Origin of the sequence: Streptomyces sp. NBC_01268 (assembly GCF_036240795.1) — a bacterium.
Taxonomy (GTDB): domain Bacteria; phylum Actinomycetota; class Actinomycetes; order Streptomycetales; family Streptomycetaceae; genus Streptomyces.
On the sequence record NZ_CP108454.1, the window covers coordinates 1,160,366 to 1,176,022 of the forward strand.

Below are 15,657 nucleotides of genomic sequence, written 5' to 3' on the forward strand. Positions count from 1 at the left end.
CGATTCCGCATGGCTGACCGGCCGGTTCCCGTCGTCGATCAAGATCCCACGAACACGTGATGTGGACGCGCCCCCAGAGGGGGATGCTGCGTACGTCACCTCGGGCAGCGGAGGGTTAGGAGCTATGGACAACGTCCCCGTAGTCGTGGTCGGTGCAGGACCGGTCGGGATGATGACGGCACTGGAACTGGCCCACCATGGTGTGGCCTGTGTGCTCGCCGAGCAGAACGCCGGCCCCACCGTGCATCCCAAGATGGAGTTCACCAACCCCAGGACCATGGAGCACCACGCCAGGCTCGGGGTGGCGGACGACATCCGCAGGGCGGGCGTGCCCGCCGAGTACCCCTTCGACGTGCTCTGGTCGACGGGTCTCGACGCCGAGCGGCTCGCCGTCTGGCAGCAGCCCTCCGTCGAGGAGAAGTGGCGGCTGATCCGGGAGAGCGAGGACGGCGGGCAGCCCAGCCAGCCGTACCAGCGCGTCTCCCAGGCCGACCTGGAGCCGGTCCTCCTCGACCACTGCCGCCGACACCCGCTCATCGACGTGCGCAACCTGTGGCGCTTCGAGTCGCTCCAGCAGGACGCCGACGGCGTCACCAGCACCTTCCGCGACCTGGACGGCGACCTCACGCGCACCGTGCGTTCGTCCTACGTCGCGGCCTGCGACGGCGCCGGCAGCACCATCCGGCGGGCCGTCGGGATCCCGCTCACCAACGGCGGCATCGCGGACGGCGAGGGCGGCGAGGTGCACGACCTGCCGGCCGCGTTCTCCGTGACCTTCCGCAGCTCCGACAGCGAGAGCCTGTTCCGGCACGGCTACTTCTGGCACTACTTCACCAACCGTTACGTGCTGATCTCGCTCGACGAGGCCGGCACCTGGGCCTTCCACTCGCTGCGCCAGGAGGACTTCGACCCGCCGCCCGCCGACCCGGCGGCGTGGATCCGGTCGCAGCTCAACGTCGACCTGGACATCGACGAGGTGCACGTCACCTCGCGCTGGACGCCGAAGTACCTGATCGCCGACGGCTACCGCTCGGGCCGGGTGTTCCTCGCCGGCGACGCCGCGCACCAGATGTTCCCCTCCGGCAGCCACGGGATGAACACCGGCGCCGGCGACGCGGTGGACCTGGGCTGGAAGCTGGCCGCGGTGCTCAACGGTTTCGGCGGGCCCCGGCTGCTGGACAGCTACGAGGCCGAGCGGCGCCCGGTCGGCCTGCGCAACATGACCATGTCGCGCCGCCACCTCGACGTGCACTTCCAGTTCATGCGGCTCGGCGCGGAGGGCGCGACGCCCGCGGAGCAGGGCCGCTTCCTCTCCGCGCAGCCGGGCGAGAACACGTACGAGGGCATCTACCTGGACTACCGGTACGGCGGATCGCCCATCGTCTGGGCCGACGGGACGAGCGAGCCGCCCTCCGACCTGCTGCGGTACGTCCCCAGCACCTGGCCGGGCTCGCGCCCGCCGAGCCTGGTCCTGGAGGACGGCGAGCAGCTCTTCGACCGGTTCGGCCGCGAGTTCACGCTGGTCGACATGGTGGGCGACGGCCAGGCCGACGCGCTGCTGGCCGCGGCCGAGGCGGCCGGACTGCCGGTCACCCATGTCGTGGTGAAGGACGACCGGGTGCGGGACCTGTGGGACTGCGACCTGGCGCTGGTACGCCCGGACCAGCACATCGCCTGGCGCGGGGACCGCTCCCCCGCCGACCCGGCCGCCGTCATCGACCGGGTGAGGGGCGCAGCGAGTGAGGAAGCGCCGCCGACAGGGGCGGCGAACTCGTGACGGGCATTGCAGATTCGTTTTATGGAGGCGTCAGTGGCGACCGAACAGTTTGAGAAAAGCAATACCACCCGCAGCGACGCGGGAACGGCGAACGGGCGGGCCTGGCTGATCCTGGCGCTGGTGTGCGCCTGTCAGTTCATGGTGATCCTGGACTCGTCCATCGTGAATGTCGCCCTGCCCTCGGTCCGTGAGGACCTCGGCTTCACCGACACCGGTCTGGCCTGGGTGGTGAACGGCTATCTGCTCACGTTCGCCGGCATCATGCTGCTCGGCGGACGCGCGGCCGACCTGTTCGGTCCGCGCCGGATGCTGACCGCCGGTCTGCTCGTGTTCTCGGTGTCGAGCCTCGTCGGCGGTCTCGCGTCCACCTCCGAGATCCTCGTGACGGCGCGTGTGGTGCAGGGTGTCGGCGCCGCGATGATGGCTCCGTCGACGCTGGCGGTCATCAACACGGTCTTCACCGACCCGGGTGAGCGGGCCAAGGCGTTCGGCGCCTGGGCCTCCTCGGGCGGCGTGGGCGGTCTCGCCGGCGCGATCGTCGGCGGTGCCTTCACGACCGGTCTGTCCTGGCGCTGGGTCTTCCTGATCAACGTGCCGATCGGCGCGCTGCTGATCACCGTGGCGCTCACGCAGCTGTCCGCCGCGCGCAACTCCCGCCGGGAGTCCCTCGACCTCCTGGGCGCCCTCACCGGCACCCTCGGCCTGGCCGCGGTGGTCTTCGGCGTCATGCACATCGCGGACCACGGCTGGGGCGACAGCCTGGTCGTCGGACCGATCCTGGTGGGCCTGGTCCTGCTGCTCGCCTTCCTGGTGGTCGAGACCAAGGTCGCCCACCCGATGGTGCCCCTGAAGCTGTTCAAGAACCGGGGCATCGCCACCGGCAACGCGATGCTGCTGCTGTTCGGCGGGATCGCCATCGCGATGTGGTACTTCACGGCGCTCTTCCTGCAGAACGTCCTCGGCTTCACCGCGCTCCAGGCCGGTCTCGGCCAGACGCCCGCGGCCGTCGGCTTCATGGTGGTCGCCCACTACGCCTCGGGCTGGCTGCCGAAGGTCGGTGTGCGTCCGCTGATCCTGGCCGGCAGCGCCTGCTTCGTGGCGGGCTTCCTGTGGCTGTCCGCGGCCGGCCCCGGCAGCGGCTACGCGGCGAGCGTGCTCGGCCCCACGCTGCTCATCTCGGTCGGCATCGGTCTGACCTTCCCCACCCTGATGGCCGCGTCGACCTCGGGCGCGCCCGAGGAGTACGCGGGCATCGTCGGCGGCCTCGCCACCACGGCGAGCCAGGTGGGCGGTTCGATCGGTCTGGCGGTCCTCGCGACGGCCGCCGGCGCCAAGGCCGCCGACGCGGCCTCGGGCACCTCCAAGGTGGAGGCCGTGGCATCCGGATACGACCTGGTCTTCGTGTCCGCCGCGGGGATCGCCGTGGGCATCGCCCTGGTCAGCCTGCTGGTGCCGAAGAAGGAGAACGCCTGACCCGTTCCGGCGTCCCGAGCGCGCCCCCTGTCGACGGCTTCCCGCCGTCGACAGGGGGCGCGTTCTCGTTGTGCCCGGGTCCGGCGCCGGCTCCCCGAACCGCCCTACCACACCGACGATTCAAAAGGGATCCCCCGGTACGCGTGCTACCGAAATTCACCCGTTCCCGTGCCGTTCCCGGGCATCACGAGAGTCCATTAACCCGCCCCACCGGGGCCTTTCGTAGATCGCATGAATACGTGATGCTCCGGAACTCCCCGTGCGACAGCCTGTATTCACGCCCTCCGCTGAGCGGCCGTCCGGAAATGACATCGCCCGACCGGGTATTCACCACGCACTGAATCTGGGAGCGAAATACAATGTCGGACACTTCGATCGACCCCTCGACGAGTTCCATCGAGCCGCTGCGTGAGCTCTTCTACGGGCACTACAGGTTCCAGTACCTGAGCGCCGCCTGCCAGTTCGGCCTCTTCGAGCTGCTGGGGCGCGAGCCCGGCCTGACCCGGAAGGACGTCGCGGACCGGCTGGGCATCGAGGAGCAGCCGGCCCGCATCCTGCTGCTCGGCTGCACCAGCGCCGGCCTGCTGCGCAAGGAGGACGACCGCTACTACAACACGGCGGTCTCCGAGCCGCTCGCCGGCAAGCTGGACGACATCCCGGCCGCGTTCGTGCCGTGGGAGCAGCAGATCAACTACCGGCCGATGTTCTGGTTCTACGAGTCGCTGAAGGAGTACAGCAACGTCGGCCTCCAGAAGGAGGTCCCGGGCGACTCCCCGACGCTGTACGGCCGCCTCGCCCTGGACCCGGCAAAGGAGACCGTGTTCCACAACATGATGGGCTCCGTGAGCCGCGTCATGGCCGAGGAGCTCGTGCAGGAGCTGGACCTGTCCGGCTACACCCACCTGCTGGACATCGGTGGCGGTACGGCCGTCAACGCGACGCACCTGGCGCGCCGCTGGCCGCACCTGCAGATCACCATCGCCGACCTGCCCACCGTGGCGGAGCGCGCCAACCAGAAGATCGCCTCGCTCGGCCTGAGCGACCGGGTCCGCGCCGTCGGCCTCGACGTCTTCAAGGACGAGTTCCCCAAGGGCTGCGACGCGGTCCTCTTCGGCCACTTCCTGGAGATCTGGTCCGCGGAGCGCAACAAGGAGCTCATCGCCAAGGCGGCCCGCGCCGTCGAGCCCGGCGCCGGCCTGTTCGTGGCCACGCCGCTGGCCCACGACGACGAGACGGGCCCGGACGTGGCGGCCGCCCTGTCCGCGTACTTCCTGACCATCGCGTCGGGCGAGGGCATGGTCTACACGCCCAAGGAGTACGAGGAGTGGGCCGCCGAGTTCGGCTTCGAGGCGAGCGGCCGCCTCCACGTCGGCATCGGCGACATCGTCATCAAGGGCACCAAGCGCTGATCCGCCCCGCGCACGCCTGACCCAGAACGCCCGCTTCCCGTGCTCTCCCGGGGAAGCGGGCGTTCTGCGTCCCCGGGAGCCGGGAGGCGTCGCCTACCACCAGTAGACGGGGTACCTCGGTCCCCGGCGGCGGACCCGGGAGGCCGCGTAGCCGGTCAGGACCAGGAGGACCGCGGAGCCGAGGAGCAGCGGGACGAAGCGGGTCGGCGCCGGGGCCTGGAGCACGATGACGACGGCGGTGGCGACGGCCGGGGAGTGCGGAGTGCGGGCGAGCGCGTTCAGCGCCATGGTGACGCCCGCGGCGAGCGCGGCGACCCAGGCGCTGCCGCCTGCGAGCGTGAGCGCCGCGTAGCCGGCGCACATCCCCATCACGTGCCCGACGAGCACGCTGCGGGGCTGCGCGAGGGGCAGGGTGGGGGCGCTGTGCACGAGCGCGGCACTCGCCGCCAGCGGCGGGATCAGCACCGGTTCGTGCAGGACGGCGCCTATCCCCACGAGCCCGAGCAGGACGGTGGTGGCGCCGCTGACGCTGAGCAGGGCTGCGGCGGGCGCGGGGCGGGCGGGCGGACGGCCCGCGGGAGTCGTGGGGGCGGTCTGGGGGCGCGTGGGCGCGGCGGTCGTCATGATGCGCGTTCCGGGGTCGGGCGGCCGGAGGCCGGATTCTGGACCCCGGTGCGGCGGTGCCCTCGTCCTCACCTTATCCAGCGGGTTCCGGCCACCGGCCGTCGGGGCTGTCTAGGGTGATCACCAGCTGGTGCCAGGCCCCCGCCCCCGACCTCCTCGAAGGAGCCGCGATGCGCGTCGCCCTGTTCCTGACGTGTGTCAACGACACGCTCTATCCGGACACCGGCCGTGCCGTGGTGCGCCTGCTGACCCGCCTCGGCGTCGACGTCGACTTCCCGCGGGGGCAGACCTGCTGCGGGCAGGCCCACTACAACACCGGCTACCGGCACGAGGCCGAACCGCTCGCGCGGCGCTTCGCGGAGGTGTTCGGCGGCTACGAGGCGATCGTGACGCCCTCCGGCTCGTGTGGGGCGATGGTGCGGGAGCTGTATCCGCGGCTGGGCGAGCGGGCCCGCGCGGAGGGGCGCGGGGACGGGCTGGCCACCGCCCTGGCGCCCGTGGTGCCGAGGACGTACGAGCTGACCGAGTTCCTGGTCGACGTGCTGGGGGTGACGGACGTCGGCGCCCACTACCCGCACACGGTCACGTACCACCCCACGTGTCACGGGCTGCGCGGACTCGGTCTCGGGGACCGTCCGCTGCGGCTGCTGCGGGCGGTGAAGGGGCTCGACCTTCGGGAGCTGCCGGGTGCCGAGGAGTGCTGCGGCTTCGGCGGCACGTTCGCCCTGAAGAACCCGGACGTCTCGGCGGCCATGGGCGCGGACAAGGTGCGCAGCGCCGAGTCGACCGGCGCGGAGGTGCTGTGCGCGGCCGACAACTCGTGTCTGATGCACCTCGGGGGGACGATGGCGCGGCTGCGGACGGGGCTGCGGCCGGTCCACATCGCGGAGATCCTGGCGAGCACGGAAGAGGAGCCCCCGGCATGAGCGGCACCTTCGTCGGCATGCCGGCGTTCCCCGAGGCGGCGCGCGCGGCCGTGGCCGACGAGCGGCTGCGCGGCAATCTGAAGCACGCGACCCACACGATCCGCGCCAAGCGGGCCGCGGCCGTCGCGGAGGTCTCGGACTGGGCGGAGCTGCGGGAGGCCGGCCGGCGCATCAAGGACCACACCCTGCGCCACCTCGACCACTATCTGCTGCGGCTGGAGGAGTCGGTGACGGCCGCCGGCGGCACGGTGCACTGGGCGGCGGACGCGGCGGAGGCCAACCGGATCGTCACCGGCCTGGTGAAGGCCACCGGCGAGTCGGAGGTCGTCAAGGTCAAGTCGATGGCCACCCAGGAGATCGGCCTCAACGAGGCCCTGGAGGCCGAGGGCATCCGCGCCTACGAGACCGATCTCGCCGAGCTGATCGTGCAGTTGGGCCACGACCGGCCCTCGCACATCCTCGTCCCCGCCATCCACCGCAACCGCGGCGAGATCCGCGACGTCTTCCGCTCCGAGATGAAGGAATGGGGCCGCCCGGCGCCCGAGGGCCTCACCGACTCCCCCGCCGAGCTGGCCGAGGCGGCCCGTCTCCATCTGCGGGAGAAGTTCCTGCGGGCCAAGGTGGGCATCTCCGGCGCCAACTTCATGGTCGCCGAGACCGGGACGCTGGTCGTCGTCGAGTCCGAGGGCAACGGCCGGATGTGCCTGACCCTGCCCGAGACGCTCATCTCGGTCGTCGGCATCGAGAAGACGATCCCGACCTGGCGGGACCTGGAGGTGTTCCTCCAGACCCTGCCGCGTTCCTCGACCGCCGAACGGATGAACCCGTACACCTCCCTGTGGACCGGCACGACCGACGGCGACGGGCCGCGCGCCTTCCATCTGGTGCTGCTCGACAACGGGCGCACCGACACCCTCGCCGACGACGTCGGCCGGCAGGCGCTGCGCTGCATCCGCTGCTCGGCCTGTCTCAACGTCTGCCCGGTGTACGAGCGGGCCGGCGGGCACGCCTACGGCTCGGTCTATCCGGGGCCCATCGGCGCCATCCTCAGCCCCCAGCTGCGCGGGACGGCGAGCGAGATCGACGCCTCCCTCCCGTACGCCTCCTCCCTGTGCGGCGCCTGCTACGAGGTCTGCCCGGTCGCCATCGACATCCCGGAGGTCCTCGTCCACCTGCGCGAACGCGTCGCCCAGGGCGGTCCGGCGACCCGCGCGGGCAACAAGGTCGTGCTGCGTCCGGCGAAGGGCCACGCCGCCGAGCGGGCGGCGATGCGCGCGACCCGCTGGGCGTTCGGCCGGCCGGGCGTGCTGCGCACCGGCCAGCGGCTCGCCGCCCGCACCCGGTGGCTCCACCCCCGGACGCTGCCGGGCCCCGGACGGGCCTGGAGCGCGACCCGGGACCTGCCGCCGGTGCCGGCGGAGCCGTTCCGCGACTGGTGGGAACGGACGAACGGCGGCCGCGACGACGGCGCCGCCCCGCAGGACCGTGAGGAGACGAAGTGAGCAGCAGGGACCGGGTCCTCGGCCGGGTGCGGCGCGCCCTCGCCGGACTGCCGGCGGAACCCGAGCCGTACGAGGAGGCCGTCCCGCGCGCCTATCTGCGGCAGCACGGCGAGCGGAGCCCCGAGGGGACCGTGGACCTGCTCGCGGAGAACCTGGCGGACTACCGGGCGCGGGTGCACCGCTGCACGCCCGGGGAACTCCCGGCCGTCCTCGCGGAACTGCTGGCGGCGCGGGGCGCGCGGACGGTGCTCGTGCCGCCGGGCCTCGACCCCGGCTGGCTCGCGGCGAGCGACGCCGAGCGGATCCCGGACCGCGCGGAGAGCACCCCCGCCGAACTCGACCGGATCGACAGCGTGGTCACCGGCTGCGCCGTGGCCGTCGCCGAGACCGGCACGCTGGTCCTCGACGGCTCCGCCGACCAGGGCCGCCGCCGGATCACCCTGGTCCCGGACCACCACGTCTGCGTGGTGCGCGTCCCCGACCAGGTGGTCGCCTCCGTCCCGCTGGCCCTCGGACGCCTCGACCCGGCCCGTCCGCTGACCTGGATCTCCGGTCCGTCGGCGACCAGCGACATCGAACTGGACCGGGTGGAGGGGGTGCACGGCCCGCGCACCCTGGAGGTCGTCCTGGTGGGCGAGCGGGCCTAGGCCGTCTCCGGGGGCCGACGTTCGCCCGACCCGGTCGGGCGAATGTCGGCCCCGGGCCGTGGCGCGGGACGGCCACGGTGGTACGTCGTCGGTCATGCAGCCAGCCGCACCGCCCACGGTCGCCCCGCTCCTCCGCACGGCCGCCGCCTACGCGTGGCGCGTGCTGGTCGTCGGCGCCCTCGTCTACGCCCTGTTCTCCGTGCTCGGGCGGTTCCACGAGGTCGGGGTGGCGGTCTTCCTCGGCCTGGTGATCACCGCGCTGCTGCGCCCGGTCGCCGATCTCGTCGCGCGCAGACTGCCCCGCCCCCTGGCGGTGGCCCTCACCCTGATCGGCGGCATCGCGCTCGTCCTCGGCGTCCTCACCCTGGTCGGCGAGGCGGTCGCGGGCGAGAGCACGACGCTGGCCCGGGAGTTCCGGGACGGCATCGGCCGGATCGAGCGCTGGCTCCGGCAGCCGCCCTTCCGGCTGAACCCGCGGGCGCTCACGGACGTCCAGTCCAAGATCGGGGACTTCCTGTCGAGCCACCGGTCGACCCTGGTCAGCCAGGCGCTGAGCGGGGCGCACCAGGTGGTGGCGGTGCTGACCACGCTGGCGCTCGCGGTGTTCTGCTCGGTGTTCTTCATCCACTCGGGAGACCGGCAGTGGGACTGGTTCCGGGAGCAGTTGCCCTCGTCCGCGCGCGGACGGGTGGGTGTGGGCGGGCGCGCCGCCTGGCGCACGTTCACCGGCTACACCCACGGGATCGTCCTGGTCGCCGCCACCAACGCGGTCCTCGTCGGCATCGCCCTGTGGCTGCTCGGCGTGCCCCTCGCGGTGCCGCTGGCGCTGCTGGAGTTCCTGGCCGCGTTCGTCCCGCTCATCGGCTCGCCGGTCGCGCTCGCGGTCGCGGCGGTCGTGGCGCTCGCGACGAAGGGCCCGTGGGTCGCGGCGATCGTGATCGCCCTGATCGTGGTCATCGGCCAGATCGAGGGCCACTTGCTGCACCCGCTCGTCATGAGCTGGGCCGTACGGCTGCATCCGCTGGTGGTGGCCATCTCGGTGGTCGCGGGATCGATCGCGGCCGGCATCCTCGGGGCGGTGGTGGCGGTGCCGTTGGTGTCGGTGGTGTGGTCGGTGCATACGGCGCTGCGGGGAGCGGGCGCGGCGGAGGAGGGTGACGCGGAGGCGGGTGGCGTGGGGCCGGGGGACGCGGGGGTTGGTGACGCGGGGCCGCCGGACGCGGGATCGCCGGACGGCGGTGGTCCCGGCGCGCCCGGGCCGGGCGCGCCGGGACCGGGCGGCGCCTGACCGGCCCCGGACTCAGGCGGTGCGCCCGCGGCCCGAGGTGGCGATGCTGAGCACGTTGGCGCCGACGACGGCTCCGATCGCCGTCGCCTCGATCCAGCCCAGGCCCTGCCCGAGCCCGATCCAGCCGACCAGCGCCGCGAGGACCGGGTTGACGCTCATGAACAGCCCGAAGGCGGCGGGCGGCACGTGCCGCAGGGTGAACAGGTCCACCAGGTACGGCACGGCCGAGGCGAGCAGTCCGGCGGCGACCGCGTACCCGAGCGAGGCGGCCGTCGGCGGGTGGTGCAGGACCACGTACAGCCCGATCGGCAGGAACATCACGGCGGACAGCAGCGCCGCCGCCGCGCTCCCCTGGGCGCCGGGGACCCGGCTGCCGACCGTGCGGTTGAGCAGGATGTACGAGGCCCAGCACACCGCCCCGAGGAGGCCCGCGCCCATCCCCACGTAGTCGGTGGAGGGCTGCGGGCGCATGAGGACGACGACCCCGGCCGCCGCCGCGACCGCGCAGAACGCGTCGACCCGGCGGCGGGTGGCGGCCAGCGCGATGGCGAGCGGCCCGAGGAACTCCAGGGTCACGGCGAGCCCGAGGCCCACGCGGTCGATGGCGGTGTAGAGGGACAGGTTCATCGTGCCGAAGACCACCGCGAGCAGGACGACCGGCCGCCACTGGCGCCAGGTGAAGCTGCGCAGCGCGGGCCGCCCGACGGCCAGCAGGACCGCGGCGGCGACGTACTGGCGCACCGCGACCACCCCGACGGGCCCGAGGACGGGGAAGGCGAGGGAGCCGCTGGCGGCACCGATCTGGTTGGACAGACCGCTGCCGAGCATGGCGGCGACGCCCGCCGAGGAGGCACGCGGCGTGGGCCCGGTGCGCGGCGCCGGGGTGGTTTCGGCGGCAGGAGCAGAGTGCATGAGCAGATCGTCGGCGCGCGGCCTCCTTGCGCAAAATGCATGAACGAGTCGGATCTATACGCTGGAGTCATGGACGACAGGAACGCCGCGGGTGGCGCGGGTGTGGAGCTGCGGCAGTTGCGCTGTCTCGTCGCGATCGTCGACGAGGGCACCTTCACCGACGCGGCGCTCGTGCTCGGCGTCTCCCAGGCGGCCGTCTCGCGCACCCTCGCCTCCCTCGAACGCGCCCTGGGTGTACGCCTGTTGCGGCGCACCTCACGCTCGGTGACCCCGACGGCGAACGGGGTACGGGTGGTGGCGCACGCGCGGCGGGTGCTCGCGGAGACGGACGAACTGGTCCGGGAGGCCACGTCCGGGCAGCGCGTCCTGCGGATCGGCTACGCGTGGTCGGCCCTGGGCCGGCACACCCCGGCGTTCCAGCGCCGGTGGGCGGCGGCGCACCCGGAGGGCGAGCTGCAGATGGTGCGGGTGAACACCGCGACCGCCGGGCTCGCGGAGGGCTCGTGCGATCTCGCCGTGCTGCGCAGGCCGCTGGAGGACCGGCGCTTCGACTCCGCGATCGTGGGGCTGGAACGGCGGCTGTGCGTGATGGCGGCCGACGATCCGCTGGCCCGGCGCCGTTCGGTGCGCCTGGCGGACCTGACGGGTCACACGCTGCTGATCGACCGGCGCACCGGCACCACCACGCCGGAGCTGTGGCCGCCGGACTCCCGGCCCGCGACGGAGGAGACCTTCGACGTGGACGACTGGCTCACCGCGATCTCCACCGGCCGGCGCATCGGGATGAGCGCGGAGGCGACCGCGAGCCAGTACCGCCGCCCCGGAGTGGTGTACCGCCCGGTGCGGGACGCCGAGCCGGTCGCGGTGCGGCTGGCCTGGTGGCGCGACGACCCGCACCCCGCCGCCCCGAGCGTGATCGAGCTGCTCACCGCGCTGTACCGCGAGGCGTGACGGGGCGGCCCGGGCCCGCCCCTCCGGCGATCACCGCCGTGCCGCCTATGAGGATCCGGGGGCCCGGACGGGCGGCATCCGCCGCGGCACCCGCCCCGGCGCCCGGCCGGTCGACGACCGTGGCCGTGATCCTCGCGGGGCTGCCGAGCGCGTCGCCCATGTCGACGGCGAGGTCGGTGTGGCCGCGCCCGGCCAGATGGGCGGCGAGGCAGGCGGTGCTGTTGGCGTTGGCGATGTCCTCGGGGACGCCGATGGAGGGTGCGAACATGCGGGCCGCGAGGGAACCCGAGGAGGACGGCGGCGAGTGGACGTAGGCGCCGAGGAGGCCGAGCCGGTCGCAGGCGGCCCGCAGCCGGGCGGGGTCCGGCGCGAGCGCGGCGAGGGCGGCGCGGGAGGCCACGGGCACGAGGATCCGCTCCCGGCCGACCCCCGCGACCCGGATGTCCGGGCCCGCCTCGCCGGGCGCGAGGCCCAGCGCGGGCAGGACGAGGGCGAGTTCGGCGGCGGTCGGCGCGCGCAGATCGACGGGGCCGGGGTCGAAGAGGCCGGTGCCGCGGTCGCCCTCCGCCCGGGCGCGGCCGGGGAGGACGTGCCGGGCGGTGCGGAGGGTGGCGCGGTACGGCTCCCCCGGCGCCGCGCGCGAGGCCAGCAGGACGAGTGCGGCGACGGTGCCGTGCCCGCAGGCGGGCAGCTCGCCCTCGGCGGTGAAGAAGCGCAGGTCCACGGTGGGTTCGGGAGCGTCCTCGTCGTGCACGCGGACGAACACGGCGTGCGAGGCACCCCACGCTCCGGGCACCCGGCGGCGGGCCTCGTCGTCCAGCGGTGCGGCACTCCCGCCCCTCTCCAGGACGACGGCGGTGGGGCTGCCGCCGGCCCCGTCACGCCCGCAGGCGTGAACGACCGCGACCGGGAGACCTGGTGACAGGTCCTCAGACCGCACGGTCGGCCCGCATCCGCGCGATGTCGGGCGCCTCGTACCCCAGTTCCGCGAGGATGCGTCCGGTGTGTTCGCCGACGGCGGGCACGGCGCCCATGTGGGCGTCGACGCCCGCGAGATCGGCCGGGGGCAGCAGGGCGGGCACCATGGCGCCGCCGGGGATCGGGACCTCGCGCCAGCGGTCCCGGGCGCTGAGCACGGGGTGCTCCAGGAACTCGGCGACGTCGTTGACCCCGGCGTTGGCGACGCCCGCCTCGTCGAGCAGTCTGCCCGCCGTCGCGCTGTCGAGCTCGGCGAACCGGGCGGCGACCAGAGCGTCGAGCGCGTCGCGGTGGGCGACGCGGTCGGCGCCGGTGGCGAAGCGCGGGTCGTCGACCAGGCCGGGCCGGCCGAGGAACCGCTCGCACAGGGCGGCCCATTCGCGCTCGTTCTGGATGGAGAACAGGACGTCCTTGCCGTCGGCCGCGGTGAAGGCGCCGTAGGGGGCGATGGTGGCGTGCCGGGTGCCGACCCGCGGGGGCTGGGTGCCGCCGAAGCGCGTGTAGTAGGCGGGCTGGCCCATCCATTCGGCGAGCGCCTCGAAGAGCGAGACCTCGACGGCGCGGGCCACGCCGGTCGTGGCGCGGGTGAAGAGGGCGGTGAGGACGCCGCTGTAGGCGTACATCCCGGCGGCGATGTCGGCGACGGACACCCCGGCGCGGGCGGCGCCGTGCTCGTTCCCGGTCAGCGACACCAGTCCGGTCTGGCACTGGACCAGCAGGTCGTACGCCTTGCGGTCGGCCCAGGGTCCGCTGGTCCCGTATCCGGAGACGGTGCAGGGGATCAGCGAGGGGAAGCGCTCGGCGAGCGCCTCCGCGCCGAGCCCCAGGCGGGCGGCGGCGCCCGGCGCCAGGTTCTGCACGAACACGTCGGCGCCTGCCAGCAGGCGTTCCAGGACCTCGCGGCCGGCCTCGCTCTTCAGGTCGAGGGTGAGGGACTCCTTCGACCGGTTGAGCCACACGAAGTAGCTGGACTCGCCGTGCACGGTCGTGTCGTACCGGCGCGCGAAGTCCCCCTCTCCGGGGCGCTCCACCTTGATCACCCGGGCCCCGAGGTCGGCCAGCTGGCGGGTGGCGAAGGGCGCGGCCACGGCCTGTTCGAGGCTGACGACGGTGATGCCGGAGAGCGGGAGCCCGTCGGGGCGTGCGGTCATGGAGTGACCTCCTGGGGGTTCGGTCCTGGCGCAGCCATGACATTACGCCGCGCCGGGTCCGTCAGCGTCTGACCGCCTCCGCGAGGGCGTGCAGGCGCAGGGCCAGCTGGATCTCCAGGGCGCGGGCGGGGGTCTGCCAGTCGGGGCCGAGGAGGCGCCCGATGCGCTCGATGCGCTGGGCCACGGTGTTCACGTGGACGTGCAGGTCGTCCTTGGTGCGGGCGGGGCTCATCCCGCACGCGAAGTAGGCGTCCATGGTGCGCACCAGGTCGGTGCCACGGCGCCGGTCGTAGGCGACGACCTGGCCGATGGTGCGGTCGACGAAGCCCTCGATGTCGCGGGTGTCGGCGAGCAGCAGACCGAGGAAGCCGAGGTCCTCGGCGGCCGCGCCCTCGCCCTGGCGGTGCAGCAGCCGCAGGGCGTCGAGGCAGCGGCGGGCCTCGTCGTACGCCGGGGACACCCGGTCGGGGTGGGCGAGCGGGGCGGTGAGGGGGGCGGAGGCGCCGACGGTGACCGGCTCGTGGAGGGCTCCGCCCAGGTGTCTGGCGGTCTGGCGGGCCAGTTCGGCGGCGCTCTCGCCGGGGCCGAGGGGCAGCAGCAGGACCGTGCCGCCGTCGCGGGCGGAGGCGAGGCCGTGCCGGGTGGCGGCCAGGTGCGAGGCGGCGGAGCGCAGCCGTTGGCGGTCGGCGCTCTCCCGTCCGCCGGCCTCCGGCTCGGCTCCGGCGCCCGCCCGGTCGATGCGGGCGGCGAGCACCACGTGGGGCCCGTCGCTGTCGGTGCGCAGCCGGGCGGCGCGCTCGCGCAGCAGCCGCCGGTCGCGGTCGGGCGCGTCGAGGAGGTCGTCGAGGAGCTCGCCCCGGACGCGCTGTTCGGCCTCGCCGGCGGAGCGGCGGGCCAGCAGCAGCAGCGAGGTGACGAGGGCGGCCCGCTCCAGGGTGCGCAGGTCGACGGGGTCGACGTCGGGGCTGCCGCGCAGGACGAGGGCGCCGAAGCTCTCGCCGCCGGCGGAGACGGCGGCGATCCAGTCGTCCCCGTCGCGGGTCGCGTGGCCCTCGGCGATCCGGCCGCTCCCCGGCCGCTCCTCGGTGAACTCGACGGCGCCGCCGAGGACTTCGGAGACGGCGGCGGCCACGTCGTGCACCCCGCCGCCGCGCAGCACGAGTTCGGTGAGCCGGTCGTGGACCTCGGAGGCCCGCTCGATGACGCCGCTGTGCTCGCGGATGATGTCGTTGGCGCGCTCCAGCTCCGCGAGGGCGGAGCGGGTCTCGGCGAGCAGGTTGGCGGTGTCGATGGCGACGGCCGCGTGGGCGGCGAAGGAGCCGAGCAGGGCGACCTGCTCGCGCTCGAAGACCCTGGCCCGCCGGTCGGCGGCGAAGAGGACACCGATGACCTGGCTGCCGAGGGTGAGCGGCACGCCGAGGATCGCGACCAGGCCCTCGTCGCCCACGGCGGTGTCGATGGACTCGGTGTGCTGGAACCGCGCGTCGCGGAAGTAGTCGTCGGTGACGTACGGCCGGGCGGTCTGGGCGACGAGGCCGCCCAGGCCCTCCCCCATGCCGAGCCGGAGCTGCTGGAAGCGCGCCGAGACGGAGCCCTCGGTGACCCGCATGTAGGTGTCGCCGCGGACCGGGTCGTTGAGGCTGAGGTAGGCGACCTCGGTGCCGAGCAGGGAGCGGGCGCGCTGGACGATGGCGCGCAGCACGTCGTCGAGGTCGCGCAGGCCCGCGAGGTCGTTGGCGGTCTCGAAGAGCGCGGACAGCTCGGCCTCGCGCCGCCGCCGGCCCTCCAGCTCGGCCCGGACCCGCAGCGCGAGCTGCTTGGCCTGCTCCAGCTGGGCCAGCTCCTCCGGGCCCGCGCCGCTCGCTCGGGCGAGCAGCGCGGGCCGGTCGTACGCCTCGGTGGCGGCGCCGCGGGCGAGGAGCTCCAGGTAGACGGCCTGTTCGTGGGTCATGGTCACAGGGATACCTGCCGTACGGGGGGTCGCACCAGCCCTGTGGACAACCGCCTGTGGACAACGGA

13 protein-coding genes are annotated in these 15,657 nt (G+C 73.8%); 8 read left to right on the forward strand and 5 right to left on the reverse strand.

The window, feature by feature from the left end; translation table 11 throughout:
• Positions 1-124: 124 nt before the first annotated feature.
• The 3 genes from OG309_RS04830 to OG309_RS04840 all read left to right on the forward strand — a co-directional run bounded on the left by OG309_RS04830 (position 125) and on the right by OG309_RS04840 (position 4,659).
• Positions 125-1,777: an FAD-dependent monooxygenase gene (locus tag OG309_RS04830; RefSeq protein WP_329418469.1), complete on the forward strand. Its 1,653-nt coding sequence runs from the start codon at positions 125-127 to the stop codon at positions 1,775-1,777.
• Positions 1,778-1,810: 33 nt separating this feature from the next.
• Complete coding sequence (locus OG309_RS04835; RefSeq protein ID WP_329418470.1) at positions 1,811-3,250, forward strand: MFS transporter; 1,440 nt, start codon at positions 1,811-1,813, stop codon at positions 3,248-3,250.
• Positions 3,251-3,609: 359 nt separating this feature from the next.
• Positions 3,610-4,659 (forward strand): methyltransferase, encoded by a 1,050-nt coding sequence (locus OG309_RS04840; RefSeq protein WP_329418471.1) that lies wholly within the window; start codon positions 3,610-3,612, stop codon positions 4,657-4,659.
• Between the two features lie 93 nt (positions 4,660-4,752).
• Here OG309_RS04840 and OG309_RS04845 read toward each other — a convergent pair whose 3' ends face one another.
• Entirely contained in the window at positions 4,753-5,283 is a 531-nt protein-coding gene (locus OG309_RS04845; RefSeq protein ID WP_329418472.1) for an HPP family protein, read from the reverse strand.
• A 170-nt stretch (positions 5,284-5,453) separates the two neighbouring features.
• Here OG309_RS04845 and OG309_RS04850 point away from each other — a divergent pair, with 170 nt between their 5' ends.
• From OG309_RS04850 to OG309_RS04865, 4 genes are all read left to right on the forward strand, one after another.
• On the forward strand, positions 5,454-6,209 hold the full coding sequence (locus OG309_RS04850; RefSeq protein ID WP_329418473.1) for a (Fe-S)-binding protein: 756 nt from the start codon (positions 5,454-5,456) through the stop codon (positions 6,207-6,209).
• Complete coding sequence (locus OG309_RS04855) at positions 6,206-7,711, forward strand: lactate utilization protein B (protein ID WP_329418474.1); 1,506 nt, start codon at positions 6,206-6,208, stop codon at positions 7,709-7,711. Before OG309_RS04850 ends, OG309_RS04855 begins: the two co-directional genes overlap by 4 nt.
• Positions 7,708-8,358, forward strand: a complete 651-nt coding sequence (locus OG309_RS04860) for a LutC/YkgG family protein (protein WP_329418475.1) — start codon at positions 7,708-7,710, stop codon at positions 8,356-8,358. Before OG309_RS04855 ends, OG309_RS04860 begins: the two co-directional genes overlap by 4 nt.
• A gap of 94 nt (positions 8,359-8,452) precedes the next feature.
• A complete protein-coding gene (locus OG309_RS04865) occupies positions 8,453-9,646 on the forward strand; it encodes an AI-2E family transporter (protein ID WP_329418476.1) in 1,194 nt (397 codons plus the stop codon).
• Positions 9,647-9,658: 12 nt separating this feature from the next.
• On the opposite strand, the gene OG309_RS04870 is transcribed toward OG309_RS04865, so the two are convergent.
• Positions 9,659-10,558 (reverse strand): EamA family transporter, encoded by a 900-nt coding sequence (locus OG309_RS04870; protein ID WP_329418477.1) that lies wholly within the window; start codon positions 10,556-10,558, stop codon positions 9,659-9,661.
• Positions 10,559-10,627: 69 nt separating this feature from the next.
• On the opposite strand from OG309_RS04870, the gene OG309_RS04875 reads away from it, so the two are divergent.
• Positions 10,628-11,509, forward strand: a complete 882-nt coding sequence (locus OG309_RS04875; RefSeq protein ID WP_329418478.1) for a LysR family transcriptional regulator — start codon at positions 10,628-10,630, stop codon at positions 11,507-11,509.
• Here OG309_RS04875 and OG309_RS04880 read toward each other — a convergent pair.
• The 3 genes from OG309_RS04880 to OG309_RS04890 all read right to left on the reverse strand — a co-directional run bounded on the left by OG309_RS04880 (position 11,484) and on the right by OG309_RS04890 (position 15,589).
• Entirely contained in the window at positions 11,484-12,449 is a 966-nt protein-coding gene (locus tag OG309_RS04880) for a PhzF family phenazine biosynthesis protein (RefSeq protein ID WP_329418479.1), read from the reverse strand. The two genes, OG309_RS04875 and OG309_RS04880, sit on opposite strands and share 26 nt — an antisense overlap.
• Positions 12,439-13,638: a CaiB/BaiF CoA transferase family protein gene (locus OG309_RS04885; RefSeq protein ID WP_329418480.1), complete on the reverse strand. Its 1,200-nt coding sequence runs from the start codon at positions 13,636-13,638 to the stop codon at positions 12,439-12,441. The genes OG309_RS04880 and OG309_RS04885 overlap by 11 nt, the downstream gene beginning before the upstream one ends.
• Before the next feature lie 61 nt (positions 13,639-13,699).
• Positions 13,700-15,589 (reverse strand): helix-turn-helix domain-containing protein, encoded by a 1,890-nt coding sequence (locus OG309_RS04890; RefSeq protein WP_329418481.1) that lies wholly within the window; start codon positions 15,587-15,589, stop codon positions 13,700-13,702.
• Between the last annotated feature and the right edge of the window lie 68 nt (positions 15,590-15,657).

Coding starts and splice junctions, on each gene's coding strand:
- OG309_RS04865 (WP_329418476.1), top strand. CDS start 8,453: ATGCAGCCAGCCGCACCGCCCACGGTCGCCCCGCTCCTCCGCACGGCC.
- OG309_RS04840 (WP_329418471.1), top strand. CDS start 3,610: ATGTCGGACACTTCGATCGACCCCTCGACGAGTTCCATCGAGCCGCTG.
- OG309_RS04875 (WP_329418478.1), top strand. CDS start 10,628: ATGGACGACAGGAACGCCGCGGGTGGCGCGGGTGTGGAGCTGCGGCAG.
- OG309_RS04850 (WP_329418473.1), top strand. CDS start 5,454: ATGCGCGTCGCCCTGTTCCTGACGTGTGTCAACGACACGCTCTATCCG.
- OG309_RS04845 (WP_329418472.1), bottom strand. CDS start 5,283: ATGACGACCGCCGCGCCCACGCGCCCCCAGACCGCCCCCACGACTCCC.
- OG309_RS04870 (WP_329418477.1), bottom strand. CDS start 10,558: ATGCACTCTGCTCCTGCCGCCGAAACCACCCCGGCGCCGCGCACCGGG.
- OG309_RS04885 (WP_329418480.1), bottom strand. CDS start 13,638: ATGACCGCACGCCCCGACGGGCTCCCGCTCTCCGGCATCACCGTCGTC.
- OG309_RS04830 (WP_329418469.1), top strand. CDS start 125: ATGGACAACGTCCCCGTAGTCGTGGTCGGTGCAGGACCGGTCGGGATG.
- OG309_RS04890 (WP_329418481.1), bottom strand. CDS start 15,589: ATGACCCACGAACAGGCCGTCTACCTGGAGCTCCTCGCCCGCGGCGCC.
- OG309_RS04855 (WP_329418474.1), top strand. CDS start 6,206: ATGAGCGGCACCTTCGTCGGCATGCCGGCGTTCCCCGAGGCGGCGCGC.